The sequence below is a fragment of the Pannonibacter anstelovis genome, from assembly GCF_036881715.1.
In the GTDB taxonomy this organism is placed as follows: Bacteria; Pseudomonadota; Alphaproteobacteria; order Rhizobiales; family Stappiaceae; genus Pannonibacter; species Pannonibacter anstelovis.
Window position 1 is genome coordinate 40,435 of the sequence record NZ_JBAKBF010000008.1, and the last position, 18,390, is coordinate 58,824.

General features: G+C 62.4%; 20 protein-coding genes and 1 tRNA gene. 11 read left to right on the forward strand and 10 right to left on the reverse strand.

Features of this window, described 5'->3' with window-relative positions; translation table 11 throughout:
- Positions 1-34 precede the first annotated feature (34 nt).
- Positions 35-424: a YkvA family protein gene (locus tag V6L75_RS13350; RefSeq protein WP_334251992.1), complete on the forward strand. Its 390-nt coding sequence runs from the start codon at positions 35-37 to the stop codon at positions 422-424.
- A 37-nt stretch (positions 425-461) separates the two neighbouring features.
- On the opposite strand, the gene V6L75_RS13355 is transcribed toward V6L75_RS13350, so the two are convergent.
- The 4 genes from V6L75_RS13355 to V6L75_RS13370 form a co-directional block, all read right to left on the reverse strand.
- Complete coding sequence (locus tag V6L75_RS13355; protein ID WP_334251993.1) at positions 462-914, reverse strand: translation initiation factor IF-3; 453 nt, start codon at positions 912-914, stop codon at positions 462-464.
- Positions 915-993: 79 nt separating this feature from the next.
- Positions 994-1,530, reverse strand: a complete 537-nt coding sequence (gene thpR, locus V6L75_RS13360) for an RNA 2',3'-cyclic phosphodiesterase (RefSeq protein ID WP_334251994.1) — start codon at positions 1,528-1,530, stop codon at positions 994-996.
- Between the two features lie 181 nt (positions 1,531-1,711).
- Entirely contained in the window at positions 1,712-2,764 is a 1,053-nt protein-coding gene (locus tag V6L75_RS13365) for an aldo/keto reductase (protein ID WP_334251995.1), read from the reverse strand.
- Between the two features lie 104 nt (positions 2,765-2,868).
- On the reverse strand, positions 2,869-3,510 hold the full coding sequence (locus V6L75_RS13370; protein WP_334251996.1) for an arylesterase: 642 nt from the start codon (positions 3,508-3,510) through the stop codon (positions 2,869-2,871).
- A gap of 160 nt (positions 3,511-3,670) precedes the next feature.
- On the opposite strand from V6L75_RS13370, the gene V6L75_RS13375 reads away from it, so the two are divergent.
- From V6L75_RS13375 to V6L75_RS13390, 4 genes are all read left to right on the forward strand, one after another.
- Positions 3,671-4,378, forward strand: coding sequence for an ABC transporter ATP-binding protein (locus V6L75_RS13375; RefSeq protein WP_334251997.1), 708 nt, complete (start codon positions 3,671-3,673; stop codon positions 4,376-4,378).
- Entirely contained in the window at positions 4,375-6,954 is a 2,580-nt protein-coding gene (locus tag V6L75_RS13380; RefSeq protein ID WP_334251998.1) for an ABC transporter permease, read from the forward strand. The genes V6L75_RS13375 and V6L75_RS13380 overlap by 4 nt, the downstream gene beginning before the upstream one ends.
- A gap of 203 nt (positions 6,955-7,157) precedes the next feature.
- On the forward strand, positions 7,158-7,940 hold the full coding sequence (locus tag V6L75_RS13385; protein ID WP_334251999.1) for a Bax inhibitor-1/YccA family protein: 783 nt from the start codon (positions 7,158-7,160) through the stop codon (positions 7,938-7,940).
- Between the two features lie 154 nt (positions 7,941-8,094).
- Positions 8,095-10,131, forward strand: coding sequence for a S8 family peptidase (locus V6L75_RS13390; RefSeq protein ID WP_334252000.1), 2,037 nt, complete (start codon positions 8,095-8,097; stop codon positions 10,129-10,131).
- A gap of 85 nt (positions 10,132-10,216) precedes the next feature.
- Here the strand turns inward: V6L75_RS13390 and V6L75_RS13395 are convergent, their stop codons facing one another.
- On the reverse strand, positions 10,217-10,645 hold the full coding sequence (locus V6L75_RS13395) for a DUF2794 domain-containing protein (protein ID WP_334252001.1): 429 nt from the start codon (positions 10,643-10,645) through the stop codon (positions 10,217-10,219).
- A gap of 405 nt (positions 10,646-11,050) precedes the next feature.
- On the opposite strand from V6L75_RS13395, the gene V6L75_RS13400 reads away from it, so the two are divergent.
- Positions 11,051-11,590 (forward strand): GNAT family N-acetyltransferase, encoded by a 540-nt coding sequence (locus V6L75_RS13400; RefSeq protein ID WP_334252002.1) that lies wholly within the window; start codon positions 11,051-11,053, stop codon positions 11,588-11,590.
- Between the two features lie 129 nt (positions 11,591-11,719).
- Positions 11,720-12,256: an inorganic diphosphatase gene (gene ppa / locus V6L75_RS13405; protein ID WP_334252003.1), complete on the forward strand. Its 537-nt coding sequence runs from the start codon at positions 11,720-11,722 to the stop codon at positions 12,254-12,256.
- Between the two features lie 57 nt (positions 12,257-12,313).
- On the opposite strand, the gene V6L75_RS13410 is transcribed toward ppa, so the two are convergent.
- From V6L75_RS13410 to V6L75_RS13425, 4 genes are read right to left on the reverse strand one after another with little or no spacing between them, the layout of a single operon-like run.
- Positions 12,314-12,754 (reverse strand): metallopeptidase family protein, encoded by a 441-nt coding sequence (locus V6L75_RS13410; RefSeq protein ID WP_334252004.1) that lies wholly within the window; start codon positions 12,752-12,754, stop codon positions 12,314-12,316.
- 26 nt (positions 12,755-12,780) lie between these two features.
- Positions 12,781-13,038 carry a hypothetical protein gene (locus tag V6L75_RS13415; protein WP_334252005.1) on the reverse strand — a complete coding sequence of 86 codons (258 nt, stop codon included), beginning with the start codon at positions 13,036-13,038 and terminating at the stop codon, positions 12,781-12,783.
- Between the two features lie 14 nt (positions 13,039-13,052).
- Entirely contained in the window at positions 13,053-13,553 is a 501-nt protein-coding gene (locus V6L75_RS13420; protein ID WP_334252006.1) for a disulfide bond formation protein B, read from the reverse strand.
- A 19-nt stretch (positions 13,554-13,572) separates the two neighbouring features.
- Positions 13,573-14,151 carry a YqaA family protein gene (locus V6L75_RS13425; RefSeq protein ID WP_334252007.1) on the reverse strand — a complete coding sequence of 193 codons (579 nt, stop codon included), beginning with the start codon at positions 14,149-14,151 and terminating at the stop codon, positions 13,573-13,575.
- Between the two features lie 170 nt (positions 14,152-14,321).
- Between V6L75_RS13425 and V6L75_RS13430 the strand changes: the two genes are divergently transcribed.
- The 4 genes from V6L75_RS13430 to V6L75_RS13445 all read left to right on the forward strand — a co-directional run bounded on the left by V6L75_RS13430 (position 14,322) and on the right by V6L75_RS13445 (position 17,447).
- A tRNA-Leu gene (locus tag V6L75_RS13430) sits at positions 14,322-14,408 on the forward strand.
- Between the two features lie 195 nt (positions 14,409-14,603).
- The gene (locus V6L75_RS13435; RefSeq protein WP_334252008.1) at positions 14,604-15,155 is read left to right on the forward strand and encodes a hypothetical protein; all 552 of its coding nucleotides are present in this window, start codon (positions 14,604-14,606) and stop codon (positions 15,153-15,155) included.
- Between the two features lie 154 nt (positions 15,156-15,309).
- The gene (locus tag V6L75_RS13440) at positions 15,310-15,807 is read left to right on the forward strand and encodes a cupin domain-containing protein (RefSeq protein WP_334252009.1); all 498 of its coding nucleotides are present in this window, start codon (positions 15,310-15,312) and stop codon (positions 15,805-15,807) included.
- A 59-nt stretch (positions 15,808-15,866) separates the two neighbouring features.
- Positions 15,867-17,447, forward strand: coding sequence for a CYTH and CHAD domain-containing protein (locus V6L75_RS13445; RefSeq protein ID WP_334252010.1), 1,581 nt, complete (start codon positions 15,867-15,869; stop codon positions 17,445-17,447).
- On the opposite strand, the gene phnF is transcribed toward V6L75_RS13445, so the two are convergent.
- Entirely contained in the window at positions 17,448-18,182 is a 735-nt protein-coding gene (phnF, locus tag V6L75_RS13450) for a phosphonate metabolism transcriptional regulator PhnF (RefSeq protein WP_334252011.1), read from the reverse strand.
- Positions 18,183-18,390: the final 208 nt, after the last annotated feature.

Below are 18,390 nucleotides of genomic sequence, written 5' to 3' on the forward strand. Positions count from 1 at the left end.
CCACGGCCATTCCGGCCAAAAAGGAGATTCCATCGTGAGCGCACGTGTTGACGATTTCGGCTTTGATCCGGAAATCCTTGGACCGGAGCTGGGCACGGACGAGCAGAAATCCCGCCGCATCCGGGAGAAGTTGCAGGAAACGCTGCGCAAGGCGGCCCGGCAAGTGCCCTTCATGGAAGATGTGGTGGCCGCCTATTTCTGCGCGCTTGATCCGGCAACCCCGCGCAAAGTGCGCGCCACATTGCTGGCGGCACTGGCCTATTTCGTTCTGCCGCTGGACGTGGTGCCGGATTTTATCCTCGGCATCGGCTTTGGCGACGATGCCACCGTGCTGATGGGCGCCATCGCCATGGTGCGCGCCCACATGCGGCCCGAGCACAGCCAGGCCGCAAAGGAAGTGCTGGCAGGCGACAAGAAGCTCTAATCATGAGGCTGGCAATTCTGGTCAGCAGGCCGGAGTTTCAACCAGACCTGTCTGCCGGGCTCCTCCAGCAGCCTGACGTGCGCCCGGCAATCAGCCAGTAGATGATGCCGCCGACAAAGCCGGCAGCCAGCGCCACTGTGGTGCCCGGCAGCCATCCGGCATGACCATTACTGATCATGGCACTATCCCCCATGATCCAGAGCCCTGCTGCAATCACTCCTGCCAGCCCCACATGATAGACAGCACTGCGCAGCCGCAGGATTTCGGCAAGGGCAATGGCGATAAAAGAAGGCGCAAAGGCCAGCGCCCCCAGAAAAGCCGCGGAGACAAGCGCCGTGCCGGTCACTGCTCCGGCCATCACCGGATCCTGCAGAGCAAACACGTCCCGGAAAAATCCGAAGGCCAGGAAGCCCGCGGCCCCCAGCAGCCCCAGAATGAAACCGGTCACGGCCTTTACCGCCTGCAGCACCAGCAAACCGCCGTCAATCATACCGTCTATCCATGCCAAAAACGGTCCCAGCCTGCTCCGCCACCTGGCCCGTTTCAAGGCAGGGCAGTTGCCATGCCCCTCACGCGGCCAGCGGGAAAGCCTCTTCGACAAGATAGGGCCCGCCACCGATGCTGGCGCGGGAGGAGAACAGCACAAAGCGGCCGGCAAGGAAAGTTGACGCCTGAAAGCTCCCGCGCTCGGCCAGCCAGCGTGCAACGTCGGCGTTGCTCGCCGTCTTGCAGCGGGCGATGGTGACATGCGGCATGTATTTGCGCCGCTCCGGTGGCAGCCCAAGCCTTTGCAGGATACGCTCCTGCTCCGCCTGAAGCTCGGCCAGCTGGGCAGATGGCTCTACCCGCGCCCAGACCGAATGCGGCTTGCCATTGCCGAAGGAACCAAGGCCGTTGAGCCGGATCTCTATCGGGTCGCGCCTTATGCGCGAAAGGGCATCAGCCACGTCATCAGCCGTGCGGTCGTCAATGTCACCGATGAAGCGCAAGGTGATGTGATAGTTTTCAGGATCAATCCAGCGGGCGCCCCGGAGGCCTCCGCGGAGCATGGACAGGTGCAGGCCGGTTTGGGCCGGAATTTCGAGACCTGTAAACAATCGCGGCATCGGGCAACCCTCCGCTGTCGCTGGTCCCTCCATCAGGGGACATCTTGCCGCACTGCGCAAGGAAATTCGCAAAGGCCTTGAAAAGACGAGGCTTTGCACGGCCAAAATGAAACGCGGCGCCAATGGCGCCGCGCAACAGGTTGATTCGCCCGCAATTCTGCCGTTACGGCAGATATCCAGATCAGGGCGATGTGTTGCCGTGCATCTGGTGCAGCAGGTCGATCTTCTCGATGAGTTCCGGCGAAAGCTTCACATCCGCCGCACCAATGGCAACCTGCAACTGCGCCATAGAGGTGGCACCGATGATCACCGAGGTCATGAAGCTGCGGGTCAGCGGGAAGGCGATGGCGAGCTGGGCCGGATCCATGCCGGCTGAGCGGGCAAGCTCTACATAGGCCCGGATGGCCTCTTCCGCACCCGGCTTCTCATAGCGCTGCAGGCGGTTGTAGAGCTGCTTGCGCGATCCGGCAGGCAGCGCACCATCCAGATACTTGCCCGTCAGCGCACCCTGCGCCAGCGGCGAGTAGCCGAGAAGACCCACGTCCTCGCGCAAGGATACTTCCGCCAGCCCCGTCTCGAAGGTTCGGTTCAGCATGTTGTAGGCGTTCTGGATCGACACCGGCCGGGCAAGACCTTCGGTCTCCGCCAGCTTCAGATAGGTCATCGTGCCCCAGGCGCTTTCGTTCGACAGCCCGATGTGGCGTACCTTGCCTTCCTTGACCAGCTCGCTCAGGGCAGCCAGCGTCTCCGCAATCGGCGTTTCATCGGGCGCGGGCGCCGGATCATTCCAGCGGGTGGGGTTGGAGCCGAAGCCGGGGACCGTGCGGTCCGGCCAGTGCACCTGATAGAGATCGACGTAATCGGTCTGCAGGTTGTTCAGGCTGCGCTCGATCGCCTCACGGATCTGCGGGCGGGTGAGGCGCACCTCTTCACCGGACTTGCGGTAGTAAGTGCTGTCCGAACGGCCCGCCACCTTGGTGGCCAGAACGATCTTGTCCCGGTTGCCGCGCGCCTTCAGCCAGGTGCCGATGATGCGCTCGGTCCGCCCCTGCGTCTCGCCGCTGGGCGGGATCGGATACATCTCGGCGGTGTCGAAGAAGTTGACGCCATGGTCCAGCGCATAGTCGAGCTGGGCATGACCTTCAGCCTCGGTGTTCTGCTCGCCAAAGGTCATGGTGCCAAGGCAGATCGAGCTGACCATGATATCCGTGCGGCCAAGACGGCGTTGATCCATCGGAGCATCCCTCGTGTTTCGAAAGGTCTTTTTTCAAGACGTTGTTCAAGACAATGTGGCAGGCGCGGCAAGCCGCGAAAGGCGGGACCCGGCGGGACAGAAGGTTACTTCTGCCGGGCGCGGGCAACGAGATCCTGCACGAGGGGTAGCACATTGGCAACGATGACCGAAACCCCTTCCCCCGTGGGGTGCATGCCGTCAGCCAGATTGAGCTCCGGCTTCATCGCCACGCCTTCGAGGAAAAACGGATAGAGCAGCGCATCGTTGGCCTTTGCCACATCCGCGAAGATCGGGTCGAAGGCGGCGGCATAATCCTCGCCCAGATTGCGCGGCGCCAGCATGCCGGCCACCAGCACCTCGACACCCCGCTCCCGCAGGCGGGAGACGATAGCCTCGATGTTCTTGCGGGTGGCTGCCGGATCAACGCCGCGCAGGGCATCGTTGGCGCCCAGTTCCACGATCACCGCATCCGCATCCGGCGGCACGGACCAGTCGAGCCGCGACAGGCCGCCGGAGGACGTGTCACCCGAGACGCCCGCATTGATCACGGTGACGTTCTCACCCTTCTCCCTCAGCGCCTTTTCCAGCTGCACGGGAAAGGCCTCGTCGGGGGCAAGCTGGTAGCCGGCCGACAGGCTGTCCCCGAGCACAACAATCTTCACAGGTTCGTCATTGGCCAGGGCAGCGCCTGAAGAAAGGCTTGCGGACAAGGCGATTGCGACAAACAGATACACAAACTTGAACATGGCGGTCTGGATCACTCCGTGACAGGGCCCCATATGCACCCGGAAAACCCGCAGTCAGCGGGATCATACTTTTTGTTGCCCGATGGGGCTGGCACCGCAGTGAAATGGCAGCGGAGCCGCTTGGATCCCATCCCGGCACCCAACCTATATAGGGTCACACATGACGACTGGACCAGCCATTGCGCTCAAGGGAGTTCACCTCAGTCTCGGCGACGGCGCAGGCCGGGTTCACATTCTCAAGGGTGTCGATCTGGAAATCGAGGCTGGCAGCTCCACCGGTCTGGTTGGCCCGTCGGGCTCCGGAAAGTCCACGCTGCTGATGGTGATGGCCGGGCTGGAGCGCGCCGACAAGGGCTCGGTCATTGTCGCGGGCTCCGAGCTGACGCCGCTGAGCGAGGATCAGCTCGCCCGCTTCCGTGGCCGCAATGTCGGCATCATCTTCCAGTCCTTCCATCTGGTGCCCAACATGACGGCGCTGGAAAATGTCGCCGTGCCGCTGGAACTTGCCGGCGACCCCAAGGCCTTCGACAAGGCCCGCGCAGAGCTTGAAGCCGTGGGTCTCGGCCACCGCCTCTCCCACTATCCGGCGCAGATGTCTGGCGGCGAACAACAGCGCGTCGCCGTCGCACGGGCGCTGGTGGTGGAGCCGGAAATCCTCATCGCCGACGAGCCCACCGGCAACCTGGATGCCGCGACTGGCGAGCAAATCGTCGAGCTGATGTTTGCAGCCATCGCCCGCCGCCGTACCACGCTGGTGCTGGTGACCCATGACCCGGCGCTGGCCGAACGCTGCGACCGGGTGGTGCGGATGCGCTCCGGCCAGGTGGAGGAGGAGCATCACACCTCCCCGGCGGAGGCCCGCGCATGACGGCCTTTGCCCCGGCCCCGTCAGGCGGCAACCGCTCACTCGCCCTAGCCTTCCGCTTTGCCCTGCGCGAGTTGCGCGGCGGATTGAGGGGCTTTTACATCTTCATCGCCTGCATTGCCCTTGGCGTTGCCGCCATCTCCGGCGTTGCCTCGGTGTCGCGGGCGCTGACAGAAGGCATTTCCAACGAGGGGCAGTCCATCCTCGGGGGCGACATGTCCTTCCGCCTCGTCCACCGGGAGGCCGATGCTGCCGAATATGCCTATGTGCAGAGCCTTGGCGAAGTTACCCGCACCGCGACCCTGCGCGCCATGGCCCGCAAGACCGATGGCAGTGATCAGGCCCTTGTCGAGCTGAAATCCGTCGATGGCGCCTATCCGCTCTATGGCACTCTTACACTTGCAGGCGGCACCAATCCTGCCGAGGCCATGGGCCGCCAGCCGGACGGCAGTTTCGGCGCCGTCGCCGATGCCTCGCTGCTCGCCCGTCTTGGCCTCAACACCGGAGACAAACTCTCCGTCGGCCGCACCACCGTCACCCTCACCGGTGTGATTGCCACCGAACCGGACAAGCTTTCCGGCGGGCTTGAATTCGGCCCGCGCCTGATGCTGAACGAAACGGCTCTGCCCGAAACCGGCCTCGTGCAGCCCGGCAGCCTCGTCACCTGGTCCTACATGGTGAAGCTGCCATCCAGCACGACGGATGAAGGCATCATCCGCCTCATCGAGCAATCGCGTGAGCAGTTTCCGCAAGCCGGCTGGCGCATCCAGTCCCGCGCCAGCGCCTCACCGGGGCTGGAGCGCAACATCGAGCGCTTCACCCAGTTTCTGACGCTGGTGGGCCTTACCGCGCTGGTCGTCGGCGGTGTCGGCGTTGCCAATGCGGTGCGGGCATTCCTTGAAAGCAAGCGCGAGGTGATCGCCAGCTTCAAGTGCCTTGGCGCCAGCAATGATCTCGTCTTCCGCATCTATCTGATCCAGATGATGATCATTGCCGCCATCGGCATCGCCATCGGGCTTGTGGCAGGTGCCATCATCCCCTTCGCGGCAGCCGGGGCCATTTCCGGCCTTCTGCCTGTGCAGCTGGCGGTATCCGTCTACCCTGCAGAGCTTGGCCTCGGCCTGCTTTATGGCATGCTGACGGCGCTGGCCTTTGCCATCTGGCCGCTGGGCCGCGCACATGACGTGCCGCCCACCGCTCTGTTCCGCGATCAGGTGACGGGCGCCAAGGTCTGGCCGCGCAAGCGCTATCTGGCGGCAACGCTGATCGCCGCCTTGTCGCTGGCTGCAATCGCCATCTTCCTTGCCGAAGACCGGCGCATTGCTTCCATCTATGTGGTTGCCTCCGCTGCCTCCTTCCTGCTGCTGGGCGGGGTTGCGCGGCTGCTGATGCTGGCTGCACGCAAGGCGCCGCAGGTGCGCTCCACCGGCCTCAGGCTCGCCATAGCCAACATCCACCGGCCCGGCGCGCTTACCTCCTCGGTGGTGCTGTCGCTTGGCCTTGGCCTCACCCTGCTGGTGTCGCTCGCCCTCATTGATGGCAACCTGCGCCGGGAGCTGACGGCAACGATTGCGGAAAAGGCGCCGAGCTTCTTCTTCATCGACATCCAGAGCACCGAGCGCGACGCCTTCGCCACCTTGCTGAAGCAGGAGGCCGGGGATGCGAAGATCCAGAGCGTGCCGATGCTGCGCGGGCGCCTCGTCAGCCTCAAGGACGTGCCAGTGAACCAGATCACCCCGCCGGCCAGCGCCGCCTGGGTGCTGCGCGGCGACCGGGGCATCACCTATCAGGACAGCCTGCCGGCCAATTCCACACTGATGAAGGGGGAATGGTGGCCCGAAGGCTACAGCGGAGAACCGTTGGTCTCCTTCGATGATGAACTGGCCACCGAACTGGGTCTTGCGGTCGGCGACCGGATCACCGTCAACGTGCTGGGCCGGGAGATCACCGCCAAGATCGCCAACACCCGCAAGGTGGAATGGGAGTCGCTTGCCATCAATTTCGTGATGGTCTTCTCCTCCAACACCTTCGCCGGCGCCCCGCATGCCTTCCTGATGACCGTGACCTGGGACCCGGATGTGCCGGCAGAGCGCGAGCTTGGCCTTTTGAAGACCGTCTCCTCCGCCTTCCCAACAGTCACGGCCATCCGCGTGAAGGATGCCCTGGCGCAGGTGAACGATCTCGTCGCCCAGCTTGCCGTCGCCATACGTGCGGCATCTGCCATCACGCTCATTTCCAGCATTCTGGTACTGGCCGGAGCGCTGGCGGCCGGAAACCGCAGCCGCATCTATGACGCGGTGATCCTGAAGACGCTTGGCGCCACCCGCGCCCGGCTGACCGGCGCCTATGCGATGGAATATGCGATGCTCGGCCTCGACACGGCTGTGTTTGCGGTACTGGCCGGGTCCGTGGCCGCGTGGTTCGTCATCACGCAGGTAATGAACGGGTCCTTCACGCTGCTGCCCGGCACAGCCATCACCGCGGCGCTTGCTGCGCTGGTGCTGACCGTCGGCTTCGGCCTTATCGGCACCTGGCGCGTTCTGGGCAAGAAACCTGCCCCCGTGCTGCGCAATCTCTAACCGCAACGAACGGCCTCAGGCGCTTCGTCAGCCCCCGGAGGCCGCAGATGGAGATTTTGTAATCTTCGCCAGCCCGGTTTTTTGGTCATTTGCCCTTGTGCAGGTACCAAACGCCGCCCATATTCTTCTGCAAACGGACTTGCTCCGTCGAGGCGGTTTGGGAGTGTCCCTCCCGCGTAACCTAATGAAGGGGAAACACTATTATGTCGACGTTCGACCGGAAAAATGAAGCACCGTACGCGGTCGCCGGCCGCTACGCCGATGCCGGCATTGACCAGGGCCTGCGCTCTTACATGCTGGGCGTCTACAACTACATGACCATCGGTCTTGCCATCACTGGCTTCATCGCTCTGGGCCTTGCCCAGTTCGCGACGACCACTGATCCGGCAGCTGCTGCTGCCGTTCTCGGCAACGGCACGATGCTCTCGCAGCTTGGCTATGCGCTCTATGCCTCGCCGCTGAAGTGGCTGATCATGCTGGCTCCGATTGGCATGGTGTTCTTCCTCTCCATGCGCATCCAGTCCATGAGCGCCTCGACCGCACAGGTCAGCTTCTGGGTCTATGCCGCGCTCATGGGTGCGTCCCTGTCCTCGATCTTCCTCGTCTACACGGGCGGGTCGATCGCACGCGTGTTCTTCATCACCGCCGCTTCCTTCGGTGCGCTGAGCCTCTACGGCTACACCACCAAGAAGGACCTGTCGGGCTGGGGCTCGTTCCTGATGATGGGCCTGATCGGCATCATCATTGCCTCGGTGGTCAACATCTTCCTGGCGTCTTCCGCCCTGCAGTTCGCTGTCTCGGTGATCGGCGTGCTGGTGTTCGCAGGCCTCACCGCCTATGACACCCAGCAGATCAAGGAAATGTACTACGAAGGCGACACCGGCGAAGTGGCCACCAAGAAGTCGATCATGGGCGCCCTGCGTCTCTACCTCGACTTCATCAACCTCTTCGTCATGCTGCTGCAGCTGTTCGGCAACCGCGAATAATCGCGGCACACAGCAGCAAAGTTCAAGGGCGCGGATCACCTCCGCGCCCTTTTTATCTTCAAGCCCACCCGGAAAGTGCCATCACCGGGCATTGATTGCACCGCCTGCTGCCCTGGTGAATACAAAGGCAGTTCAAGTGGTTTTCAGGGCTGATATGCGTACACATTCATATTTTCTGCGCTCCGCACTGCTCGGTGCGACAGCAGCGTCCACCCTCTTCCTGGGCCTTGCGGCAACACAGGCAGCGCCGCTTGTGCCAGTCAACGAGTATGAAGCGCAGTGGGGTCTGCTGATGACCGGCGCGCCAATTGCCCATTCCCGTGGTTATACCGGAGCCGGTGTGACGGTTGGTGTCATGGATACCGGCATCCTCGCCAGCCATCCCGACCTGATCGCCAATCTCAGCGCCCTCAACTACAACGGCTCTGAGGAGATGGCGACCTTCACGGACGCCGATGGCCACGGCACCCACGTGGCGGGCATCATCGGAGCATCCGCCAACGGCATTGGCATGATGGGTGTGGCTCCAGACGTGAAGCTCGCAAATCTTGCGATCATGGATGAGGACGGCGACATCCTGGTCAACTATGCAGCTTCGGTGCTCGAGTATGGCCTCGAAAATGGTATTCGCATCTTCAATAATTCCTGGGGCAGCTACGTCTACGAACCTTCCGGCAATCTGGCTCAAGACAGAGCCAAATTCGAAGAATACAGGTCGGAACTTTTGTTTGCGGCACGTGAAGCTGCCAGCCAAGGCGCCGTTCTGGTGTGGGCGACAGGCAATGAACGTTCGCCGGATGCGGGCGTCGAGGCGTCCCTGCCCTACCTTTACCCGGAACTGACACCGAACTGGATTGCCGTGACCTCGGTAGGCCGCGATGGCAAAACTGCTGCCTATGCCAACCAGTGCGGCGTCACGATGATGTGGTGCCTGGCAGCACCGGGTGGCGACGATGACGAGAACACCGGCGGCATCTACTCCACGGCCAACACCGGCGGCTATGTGCGCTTCTCCGGGACCTCGATGGCCGCCCCGCACGTCACCGGTGCGCTGGCCATCGCCCAGCAGATGTACCCCAATGCCACCCCGGAGCAGCTGGCACGCCTTGTACTGGTGACCGCCTCGGACATCGGCGCCGCCGGCATCGACAGCCGGTATGGCTGGGGTCTGCTCAACCTCGACCGATTGACAAGCAATCGCCACATCACAAAGACCGCCGTCTTCTCTCGGACATCTCAGGTCCAGCAGCAGGCCTTCAACACGGTTATGGGCATCACGGAGCAGCGCGCCAGCGCCCTGCTTGACCCGTCTGGACCGGCGGTGGCCGTATCCACCAATGGCACTGCGCCCAACGAGGCGAGCCGGCGGTTCTGGATGCAGTCTCTTGCCGGCCTCAACCTGATGGATGGCACAGCTTCCGCGCCCGCAGCCACCAGCCGCAGCGCGGGCCTGCTGATCGGTGGTGAATTCATCGCCACCGAAAATCTGCGCCTCGGCGCGGCCGGCGGCTTCAGCCTTTCCTCCATGCACAGCGCGGACGATCGTGTACGCATAGGCGGGCAGCATGCGCTGCTCTACGGCGGCTACACCTATGACCGGTATTTCCTGGAAGCAGCCACCAGCTTCTCGCGGTTCGAGAGCACCACGAACCGCAACAACATCATCGAGCCGGGCACAAGCGTGCCAGTAAACGGTGAAACACGGACGCATGATTTCGGCCTCTCGGCCTCAGCCCGCATTGGCATGACCTTCGAAACCGAAGGTTTGCTGGCGCGGCCCTATGTGCACGGCCGCGTCCGCCATCAGTGGCTGGGCTCCGGCAACGAAACGGGGGCCGATGTGTTCAACGTCAGCCTGCGCAACACCACCTCAACGGGCTCGGAAACCGGCGTTGGCCTGCGTCTGTCGGCCACGCCCATCGCACTGGGCAGCTACAGCGTGACCCCGACGATGGACATCGCCTATGCCCGCGCCTTGGGGCCGGTTTCCGCCAGCCGTCAGGTTCAGGTGCTGGGAACATCTGTCCAGGTTGCGGCACCTGATCTTGGCCGTGACATCGGACGGCTCAACCTTGGTGTTGCCGCCACCAATGCCAGCCAGAAGCTGACCGGCAAGCTGACCTATGGCGGTGAACTGCGCCGCAACGCCCAGTCCCATTCGGTCAACGCCGAACTGAGCCTGCGCTTCTGAGACTTAAAGAAAAGCTGGAAGAAAGGCCTCAGGACGAGACCGTCCTGAGGCCTTTCTGCGTTGCAGGAATACGCTCTGCCTGGGCTCAGGCATCCACCAGCCGCAGATGGCGCTTCTTTTCAAAAACCTTGAGAACAGATGCCAGCTCATGCCCGCGCTTGAGCACCATGCCGCCCGTCGCCACCACGCTGTAGGCGCCCTGGCGGCGGGCAAGCTTCGGGTCCTTCTCGATCCGGTAAAGCGGCATTTCGCTGCTGCGGCGGAAGACGGAGAAGACGGCCCGGTCCTTCATCAGGTCGATGGCATAGTCCCGCCATTCTCCATCCGCGACCATCCGGCCATAAATGCGCAGGATCTGGTCGAGCTCTCTACGGTCAAAGGCAACGACGGGTTTTGCCGGGGTCTGCGGAACGGTGGACTGGGCACTGGAACCGGGCGGACTGTCCGGCCGGACGGGCACCTCCAGAGGAAAGCCTTGCGGCTGTCCGGCTGCATCACCTTCGCTCTCGCTCATGCCACCTCCCGTCAACCTTGCTGCGGAATCAAACCTGCTGATGCCTGCCGGCGAGGATATGTCATTGAGTTGTCATGATGCCCCTTGCGGGGCGCACTGGCAAGCCTGCGTGTCGCAGGGATTCAAGGCCGCAGGAAAGCTGAAAAGATACCTTGCTTTTGCCTCAATTGAGCCCTTCACACGCCACGTTGGCCCACCATCTTATGATCATACCCGTTCGGCCTGAACGGTTCTGGTTCCGGTACGCATTAGCCCCCCAGCCCCCCCGGAACGGAGCTGATCAGGTTCAGTGCTGAAGTACATTCGAACGGGCACCTGAAGGGCCAGCACTCGTGCTGGCCCTTTTCATTTGCCGTTGCGGCAGATCAACCGGTCTCCCTTCATTGTCCGCTTCCCGTTCGCCTCATGCCCGGCTATCATCTGCCGATGACGACGAGCCTCGTGGAACTGCGCCCCGCAAGACATGATGACACGGCTAGCCTTGCTGCCGTGCATGCCGAAGCTTGGCGCCTTGCCTACCGGGGCATGCTCGACGGGCTGGACCTGGAGCGCTTTGTCGCCCGCCGCAGCCGCGGCTGGTGGCATGACGCCATCGACAAGGGCGTCGAGATCGAGGTGCTGGAAGTGGCCGGCGAAGTAGCTGGCTATGCCAGCTATGGCCCCTGCCGCATGCGGGGCACCGGCTGCGCCGGAGAGCTCTACGAGCTCTATCTCAAGCCGGAGTATCAGGGCCTCGGCTTTGGCCGCAGATTGTTTGCCAGCGTCAGAACCTGCCTTGAGCGGCGCGGTCTCAAGGGCCTTGCGGTGCGCGTCCTGACGGACAATGAACCGGCCTGCGGCTTCTATGCCGCCCTTGGCGGTGTGCTGACCGGCCGCTCCTGGCACCAGACGGGGGGCAAGCGGCTGGAGCTTTCGATCTATTGCTGGCATGAAACGGACCGCTGATCCGGGAGACCGGTTTGCCTTTGCCTGCAACGACGAAAAGCCCGGATTTCAACGCAGTATCACACTTGCCCCTTGCTTCGCGGCGCGGTCCCTGCAATAGACCTGCGCAGCAACTCAAGGAGCAAGCTCATGCGTATTGATGCGGTGCCGATCGGCAAGAACCCGCCGGAAGACATCAACGTCATCATCGAAGTTCCGGTCGGCGGCGAGCCGATCAAGTACGAGATGGACAAGGCAGCAGGTGCCATGTACGTGGACCGCTTCCTCTATACCCCGATGCGCTATCCGGGGAACTATGGCTTCGTGCCCCACACCCTGTGCGGCGATGGCGACCCCATCGACGTCGTGGTCATCAACCAGCGCCCGATCATCCCCGGCGCCATCATGAGCTGCCGTCCGATCGGCGTGCTGATGATGGAAGACGAGAGCGGCCAGGATGAGAAGATCATTGCCGTTCCCAGCACCAAGCTGACCCGCCGCTATGAAAACGTGAAGTCGGTCGACGATCTGCCGGCGATCACCATGGAACAGGTGAAGCACTTCTTCGAGCACTACAAGGATCTGGAGCCCGGCAAGTGGGTCAAGGTCACTGGCATCGAAGGCCCGGACAGGGCGCGTCAGCTGATCGTCGAGGCGATCGAGCGCGCCAAGGCCGAGGACAAGTGACACTGTAATGCCGGGTTTCGTGCCCGGTACAGGACAAGTACAACGAGGCCGCGCGGGTCAGCCCGCTGCGGCCTCGATTGCTTCCATATCCTCATCCGACAGGCCGAAGTGATGGCCGATCTCATGCACCAGAACATGGGTCACCACGTCACCCAGCTGCTCTTCATGCTCGGCCCAATAGTCGAGGATCGGGCGCCGGAACAGCCACACATGGTTTGGCTCCTGCCCCGTATGGAGCATGTCTCCGCCCTGTGCGAGGCCCACGCCCTGAAACAGGCCCATCAATTCGAAGGGGTCGTCAAGGCCGACGCTTTCCAGCATCTCCTCATCGGCAAAATCGGCAACCGTGATCACCAAACCCTCGCAAAGCGCCTGAAACTCTTCGGGAAGCTGGGCATAGGCCTGACGCACCATGACCTCGAAGGCGTCCAGCCCCGGGGCCACCATGGCCGCGATGGCTGAAATCTGCGGGTCTGGCGCCCCTGTCCGGTCACTCATCAAATCGCCCTTTGTGAACTTACAGTTCACATCAGATAGGCGCTGACCAGATAGATAACCAGACCAATCGCGAACAGCAGGCCAGCGATGCGGCCGATGCGCGTGCCCCAGACCTCGATCCGGTCGTTCTGGTTCTTGTCGGCGGCGCCAAAGTGACGCTGGGCATGGCTGGCCATGCGGCTGGTGGTGGAGCCAAGGATGGTCTCGCTCTCGGCCTGGACGCGCGACAGGGCCCGTCTGGCCTCGTCTTCCCTGGCTTTTGCACGCCGCTCCCGCTCACCCATGGCCGCGTCCCCTCTCAGCCCTTGCGGGCCTGATAGCCTGCAAACAGCGCCAGAATGGCAACACCTGCGGAGGCCACCATGTTCCAGCCAGCGAAGGACAGGCCGAACATACGCCAGCTGGCCTCTGTGCAGGAGACCACGCGGGTGTTCTGCAGCGCCTGCAGCATGTTGGCCGCAGACTTCGGAGTGGCACCGCCGCCACCGCAGTCGGATGGCCCCATCCAGAAGCCCCATTCGGCCCCGGCCTGATAGGCGCCAAGTCCGGCCCCATAGGCAAAGACCGCAGCCACGAGAAGCAGCAGCACCGTGGCAACGCCGGTGCGGCGCGTCATGAGAGCCAGCAGAGCCAGAACACCCAGCGGCAGCCCCACATAATACGGGACACGCTGCTCAAGGCACAGCTTGCAGGGCAGATATCCGCCAATCAGCTGAAAGCCCCAAGCTGCCGCAATGGAGGCTGTTCCCCCCAGAAGCAGAAGCAGATTGGCCGCCCTGGCCCGCTGAAGCGATGTCATTTCAGATCCTCATCCGATTTCAGAGCAGTTTGATAGCAGCGAAGCCGCCAACAAGCAGAATCACAAATACCGTGAAGACGAGACCGAGACGCTTTTCGATGAAGTTCCGGATCGGTTCACCGAAGAGATACAGAAGCGCTGCAACTGCGAAGAAGCGCATGCCGCGCGACACGATGCTGGCAACGACAAAGACCGGCATGGAGAGGCCGGTGACACCGGCAGCGATGGTGATCACCTTGTAGGGAAATGGCGTCAGGCCGGCAATGAACACAAACCACCAGCCCCAGGCGTTGAAGATCTCGCTGAAGCGGTCGAACTTGTCCATGTAGCCATAGAAGGACAGGATCGGCGCTGCGACCTGATGGAACAGGAAAGCGCCGATCAGATAGCCGAAAATGCCGCCCAGTACCGACATGACCGTGGCAATGGCTGCGTAGAACCAGGCCTTGTGGCGGTTTGCGACCACCATTGGGATCAGCAGCAAATCCGGTGGAATCGGAAAGAACGAGCTTTCAATGAATGAAACCACCCCCAGCGCGTGCGGTGCGCGCGGGCCAGAGGCGAGGGACAATGTCCAATCGTAGAGTTTTCTAAGCATAATGACATTCTGCATAGCCGCCGCCGGAGCTTTTGTCATCGGGGGAACGAGGTGCCAGGGCGGATATTTTCCGCGGCGCAACAAACAATTGCCAATTGGAGCGGGGAAAGCCCAAACCGGTGGATTGACGGCAAAGCCAGTCTGGCTATAGTCGCGGCTCCAAGGACGCTGCCCCTGTGGCGGAACTGGTAGACGCGACGGATTCAAAATCCGTTTCCCGTGAGGGAGTGCCCGTTCGATTCGGGCCAGGGGCACCACACTTTTCAGCGGCATAGTTAGACACGCTCTGCCACTTCAGCGTCTTGTCTTGTATCTCCCCCTTCATCTGCATCGCCAGCCTTGAGCTTCAGGAATAACTCTTTAATCTTCCGCTGCAATCGCGAACGTGTTTGCCAGACGGAATGAGCCGTGGCGGCGCCAGCTTCGCGCCGCAAGCCAAAGGGGAACGCCGCGTGGGGCAGGCTAAACGCAAGAAGGACGCTGGTGCCCGCATATCCTGGTGCCGCACCTGTACCTATTGCTGCGAGCTGCCGGAGATTGGTCCTCTGGACAAACCGATGTACCGGCCCTGCGCCAGCATCAAGGATCATGGCTGTGCCATCTTCGGCCAGCCGGAACGTCCGTCCGCATGCCTTGCCTATCAATGCGCCTATCTCTCCGCCCGGCTGACGAACAGCCCGGACCGCAACCGTATTCCCCATCCACTGGATGCAGGTGCCTATTTTCACCGGGATCCGCTGGAACGCATCTATGTGATGTTCGTCGATCCGGCCCGCCCGCTCGCCTGGAAGACCAGCGATATCGTGCCTTATCTGCGTGCCCGCCTGCAGGAAGGCTTCGAACTGCTGATCCTTGACCGGGGCCGGCGGATGGCTGTCACCTCGGTTCTCCTCTTCGAGGCCATCCTGGCCCGTGACATGGTCGCCTTTGCCGACCAGGAGGGCCGCCCGCATGATATCGAAAGCTGGCCCGCAGAAGCTGCCCGTTACCCGCGCCAGGCCTGACCAGCCGGTCACGGGCGGTTAACTGCATTTGCAAATTCCAGATGGCCCGCATCCGCGGTTAAACCCCGCGGCAACGCAGCCCATGGCATAAATCCCGCAACCGCAGGTGCCCACGGGCAAAGAGGCACCGCTGGTCAGGAGAAGGCTGGGCATCATGGCACTTATTGAGAACGGCAGCATCGGCAAGCCGCAGGACGGGGAAGCTGCGCCCCAGATGGAGCAACCGGGCGGCGCGACGCCTGTCTTCCGCTATGCAGCCCTCAACGCCGCAGCGATGCGCAGCGCGCCGATCCGCCCGGAGTGGATCATCGAGGGCATGCCGCAGGCCCGGCTCGCCAGCCTTTCCACCGGCACCAACGGCTGGTCCTCGACCGACCATTGGGAGTGCACCGCCGGCAAATTCCATTGGCACTTCTTCTGGGACGAGACCGTGCTCTTCCTTGAAGGCGAGGTTCATATAACCGATGAGGCCGGCAACACCTATGAAGGCCGCCCCGGCGTCAGCATGCTGTTTCCCGCAGGCACCCGCGCGGTCTGGCATGTGCCGGTCTATGTGCGCAAGATTGCATTCAACCGCCGCCCCATGCCCTGGATCGTCTCCTTCCTGATGAAGGTGACCGCCCGCCTTGGCCGCCTGTTCGGGCGCAGTTGAAAGCGAAGGTCTCCTGAAATCATTCGACACCACACCGGCGGTAGGCTAGTAGTTTTGACATGAGTACGCCGGATAGAGAAGTCGAACTCAAGCTGGAGCTTGAACCTGATGCGGCGGAGAGCGTTAAGTTCTCCGGAGCTGTGGCCGGATTTTCCTCCGGAAGAACCTCTACAAAGCAACTCAGGTCGATCTATTTCGACACGGCCGACCTGCGGCTGCACAAGGCCAAGATCGCCGCACGGGTGCGCAGGTCCGGACGGCGCTGGATCCAGACCGTCAAGCTTGGCAAACCCCTTTCCGGCGGACTGTCCTCTCCCATCGAAATCGAGATAGATGTCAGCGGCCCGCAATTCCAGCTGGATCTGGTTGCCGATGAAGGCATCCGCCGCCAGATCACGGAGTGCACCGGCGGAGCAGAGCTTGCTCCCTGTTTCGAGACGGTGATGCAGCGCACCCAGCGCGACCTTACCCGCGAAGACGGCACCATCATCGAGGCCGCGCTGGACACAGGCGAGATTATTGCAGGAGACAAGCGCCTGCCCCTGTGCGAGCTGGAGCTTGAGCTGAAGTCTGGCGGCATCGCGCCGCTGTATGAAGCCGCACTGGCACTAATGGGCAGCAACGCCTTTCGCTTTTCGCCGGAGAGCAAGGCCGAGCGCGGCTACCGGCTGTTTCTCGGTCAGGACGAGGCCCCGTGCAGCGCTGGCACCGTCAACCTTGCCGGCACGATGAGCGTGGAAGATGCCTATCAGCACATCCTGCGCTCCTGCATCGACCAGATTTCAGCCGCCCGCATGGTATGCCTGACCAGCGCAAACAACGAAGGGCCGCACCAGCTGCGCATTGGTTTCAGGCGGCTGCGCACCGCGTTCAAGCTTTTCAGGCCGGTTCTTGACCCGCGCCGCACCGGCGCGCTGGATCAGCAGGCAAGCCGCTATGCCACTGCAGCCGGTGCGCTACGGGATCTTGATGTGCTGAGCGATGAAATTACCGCCCCCCTTGCATCCCATGCACCGGACGGCATCAGCATTCCGCTGCTGCTGGAGCAGCTTGAAAAGGACCGTCAGGCGGCGCGGCAAGCCCTGAAAGCCGAACTGGCAAGCACTGCCTTCAACAGCTTCCTGCTGGACATTGCCAGCTACTGCGAGACGGCAGGCTGGCGCAAGGAGGAAGATGCAAGGCAGGCGGACCGGCTCGCCGGGGCCGTCACTTCCTTTGCCAGCGAAGCAATTGGCAAGCGCTGGCGCAAGGTTCAGAGCTATGGCCAGCGGCTCGACACCCTGTCGCGAACCGAGCGCCATGACATGCGCAAGGCTCTGAAGAAGTTCCGTTACGGACTGGAATTTTTCGCCAGTCTGTTCCCGGGCGAGGCGCGCAAGGCCTTCCTCAAGCAGCTCAAGACCCTGCAGGACGTCTTCGGTTACCTCAATGATGTCGCCATGGCCGAACGGCTGACAGCTCTGTCTCCTGGCGCGGGAAAGGCCGCAGGCAAGGCGGCCCGGGCAGCCTCTCTTGCCGCCGCGTCCGGCTTTGTCCTTGGGTGGCACGAAGCGCAGGCCCGGACGGCCTGGCCGGAAGCCCGCAGCGGCTGGAAGGAGGCCAGCAAGGCCAAGCCATGCTGGACCCGCAAGAAGCGCTGATCAGCTCCGCACGACGAGTTCCATCCGGTCTGCTGCGACGCGGCTGCGGGCATATTGCACCGGACGGCCCTCAAGATCCTCGTTGATCACTTCCATCACCATCACAGGCGAGCCCAAGTCGATTCCCAGCAACCGGGCATCCTCAACTGTGGCACGCTCGGCATAGATCCTTGTTTCGCGGCGGGCATACCCGCCAAGCCCTGCCCTGGTGAAACACTGGGTAAAGGAGCCTGTTTCGGCAAAATCAGCGGCAAGGCCCGGAAAGCGGGTCAGCTCGCACCAGCTTGTGCCTGACAGGACAGGCGTATCACCAGACACCCGCAAGGTCTCTATCCGCTGCAACGGCGTTCCGGCCGGCACCTCCAGCTTGGCAGCAAGGATCTCATTTGCACCCTCAACGCCGGCTCCCGTCAGGCGTCCGCCCGGCGAATACCCTTGTCCGGCCAGAATTTCGGAGAACCGCGTTTGCCGCGAGATCGGATAGCTGACGGCACGCCCTGCAAAGAAGGTTCCCCGGCCCTGATCCGCACGCAACAGGCCCTCGTTCGTCAGCACGGAAATCGCGCGCCGGACCGTATGGCGGTTCACGCCGAAACGGGCTGCAAGCTCCATTTCCGGCGGCAACTGCATTCCGGGCACAAACCGGCCGGCGGCTGCTTCGGTGCGGATCCACTCAGCTATCTGGCGCCAGACGGCAATTCCTGTTCCCCGGTTCAGCGGTCCAAGCCCGGTCATTCAACGCGCCCCCTTGTCACAGCGTTGCTTTGCCACTCACTTTTAGATATACAAGTAGACAAATTTGACAGACACTCCCTCGGCCTTCGCTTCACGGAAGGACATTGCAGTAATTACCTATACCGTGATGAAAAGCAAGTTGATCAAGAACAACCAGCAGAACAATAATGGGAAAATCTACGCGTATTAGCTGCAATTGCAATTAGGG

Bases quoted from the DNA above. Each gene is read 5' to 3' on its own strand.
- V6L75_RS13355 (WP_334251993.1), bottom strand. From the start codon at position 914: ATGATTGACGGCGGTTTGCTGGTGCTGCAGGCGGTAAAGGCCGTGACC.
- thpR (WP_334251994.1), bottom strand. From the start codon at position 1,530: ATGCCGCGATTGTTTACAGGTCTCGAAATTCCGGCCCAAACCGGCCTG.
- V6L75_RS13365 (WP_334251995.1), bottom strand. From the start codon at position 2,764: ATGGATCAACGCCGTCTTGGCCGCACGGATATCATGGTCAGCTCGATC.
- V6L75_RS13370 (WP_334251996.1), bottom strand. From the start codon at position 3,510: ATGTTCAAGTTTGTGTATCTGTTTGTCGCAATCGCCTTGTCCGCAAGC.
- V6L75_RS13375 (WP_334251997.1), top strand. From the start codon at position 3,671: ATGACGACTGGACCAGCCATTGCGCTCAAGGGAGTTCACCTCAGTCTC.
- V6L75_RS13380 (WP_334251998.1), top strand. From the start codon at position 4,375: ATGACGGCCTTTGCCCCGGCCCCGTCAGGCGGCAACCGCTCACTCGCC.
- V6L75_RS13385 (WP_334251999.1), top strand. From the start codon at position 7,158: ATGTCGACGTTCGACCGGAAAAATGAAGCACCGTACGCGGTCGCCGGC.
- V6L75_RS13390 (WP_334252000.1), top strand. From the start codon at position 8,095: ATGCGTACACATTCATATTTTCTGCGCTCCGCACTGCTCGGTGCGACA.
- V6L75_RS13395 (WP_334252001.1), bottom strand. From the start codon at position 10,645: ATGAGCGAGAGCGAAGGTGATGCAGCCGGACAGCCGCAAGGCTTTCCT.
- V6L75_RS13400 (WP_334252002.1), top strand. From the start codon at position 11,051: ATGCCCGGCTATCATCTGCCGATGACGACGAGCCTCGTGGAACTGCGC.
- ppa (WP_334252003.1), top strand. From the start codon at position 11,720: ATGCGTATTGATGCGGTGCCGATCGGCAAGAACCCGCCGGAAGACATC.
- V6L75_RS13410 (WP_334252004.1), bottom strand. From the start codon at position 12,754: ATGAGTGACCGGACAGGGGCGCCAGACCCGCAGATTTCAGCCATCGCG.
- V6L75_RS13415 (WP_334252005.1), bottom strand. From the start codon at position 13,038: ATGGGTGAGCGGGAGCGGCGTGCAAAAGCCAGGGAAGACGAGGCCAGA.
- V6L75_RS13420 (WP_334252006.1), bottom strand. From the start codon at position 13,553: ATGACATCGCTTCAGCGGGCCAGGGCGGCCAATCTGCTTCTGCTTCTG.
- V6L75_RS13425 (WP_334252007.1), bottom strand. From the start codon at position 14,151: ATGCTTAGAAAACTCTACGATTGGACATTGTCCCTCGCCTCTGGCCCG.
- V6L75_RS13440 (WP_334252009.1), top strand. From the start codon at position 15,310: ATGGCACTTATTGAGAACGGCAGCATCGGCAAGCCGCAGGACGGGGAA.
- V6L75_RS13445 (WP_334252010.1), top strand. From the start codon at position 15,867: ATGAGTACGCCGGATAGAGAAGTCGAACTCAAGCTGGAGCTTGAACCT.
- phnF (WP_334252011.1), bottom strand. From the start codon at position 18,182: ATGACCGGGCTTGGACCGCTGAACCGGGGAACAGGAATTGCCGTCTGG.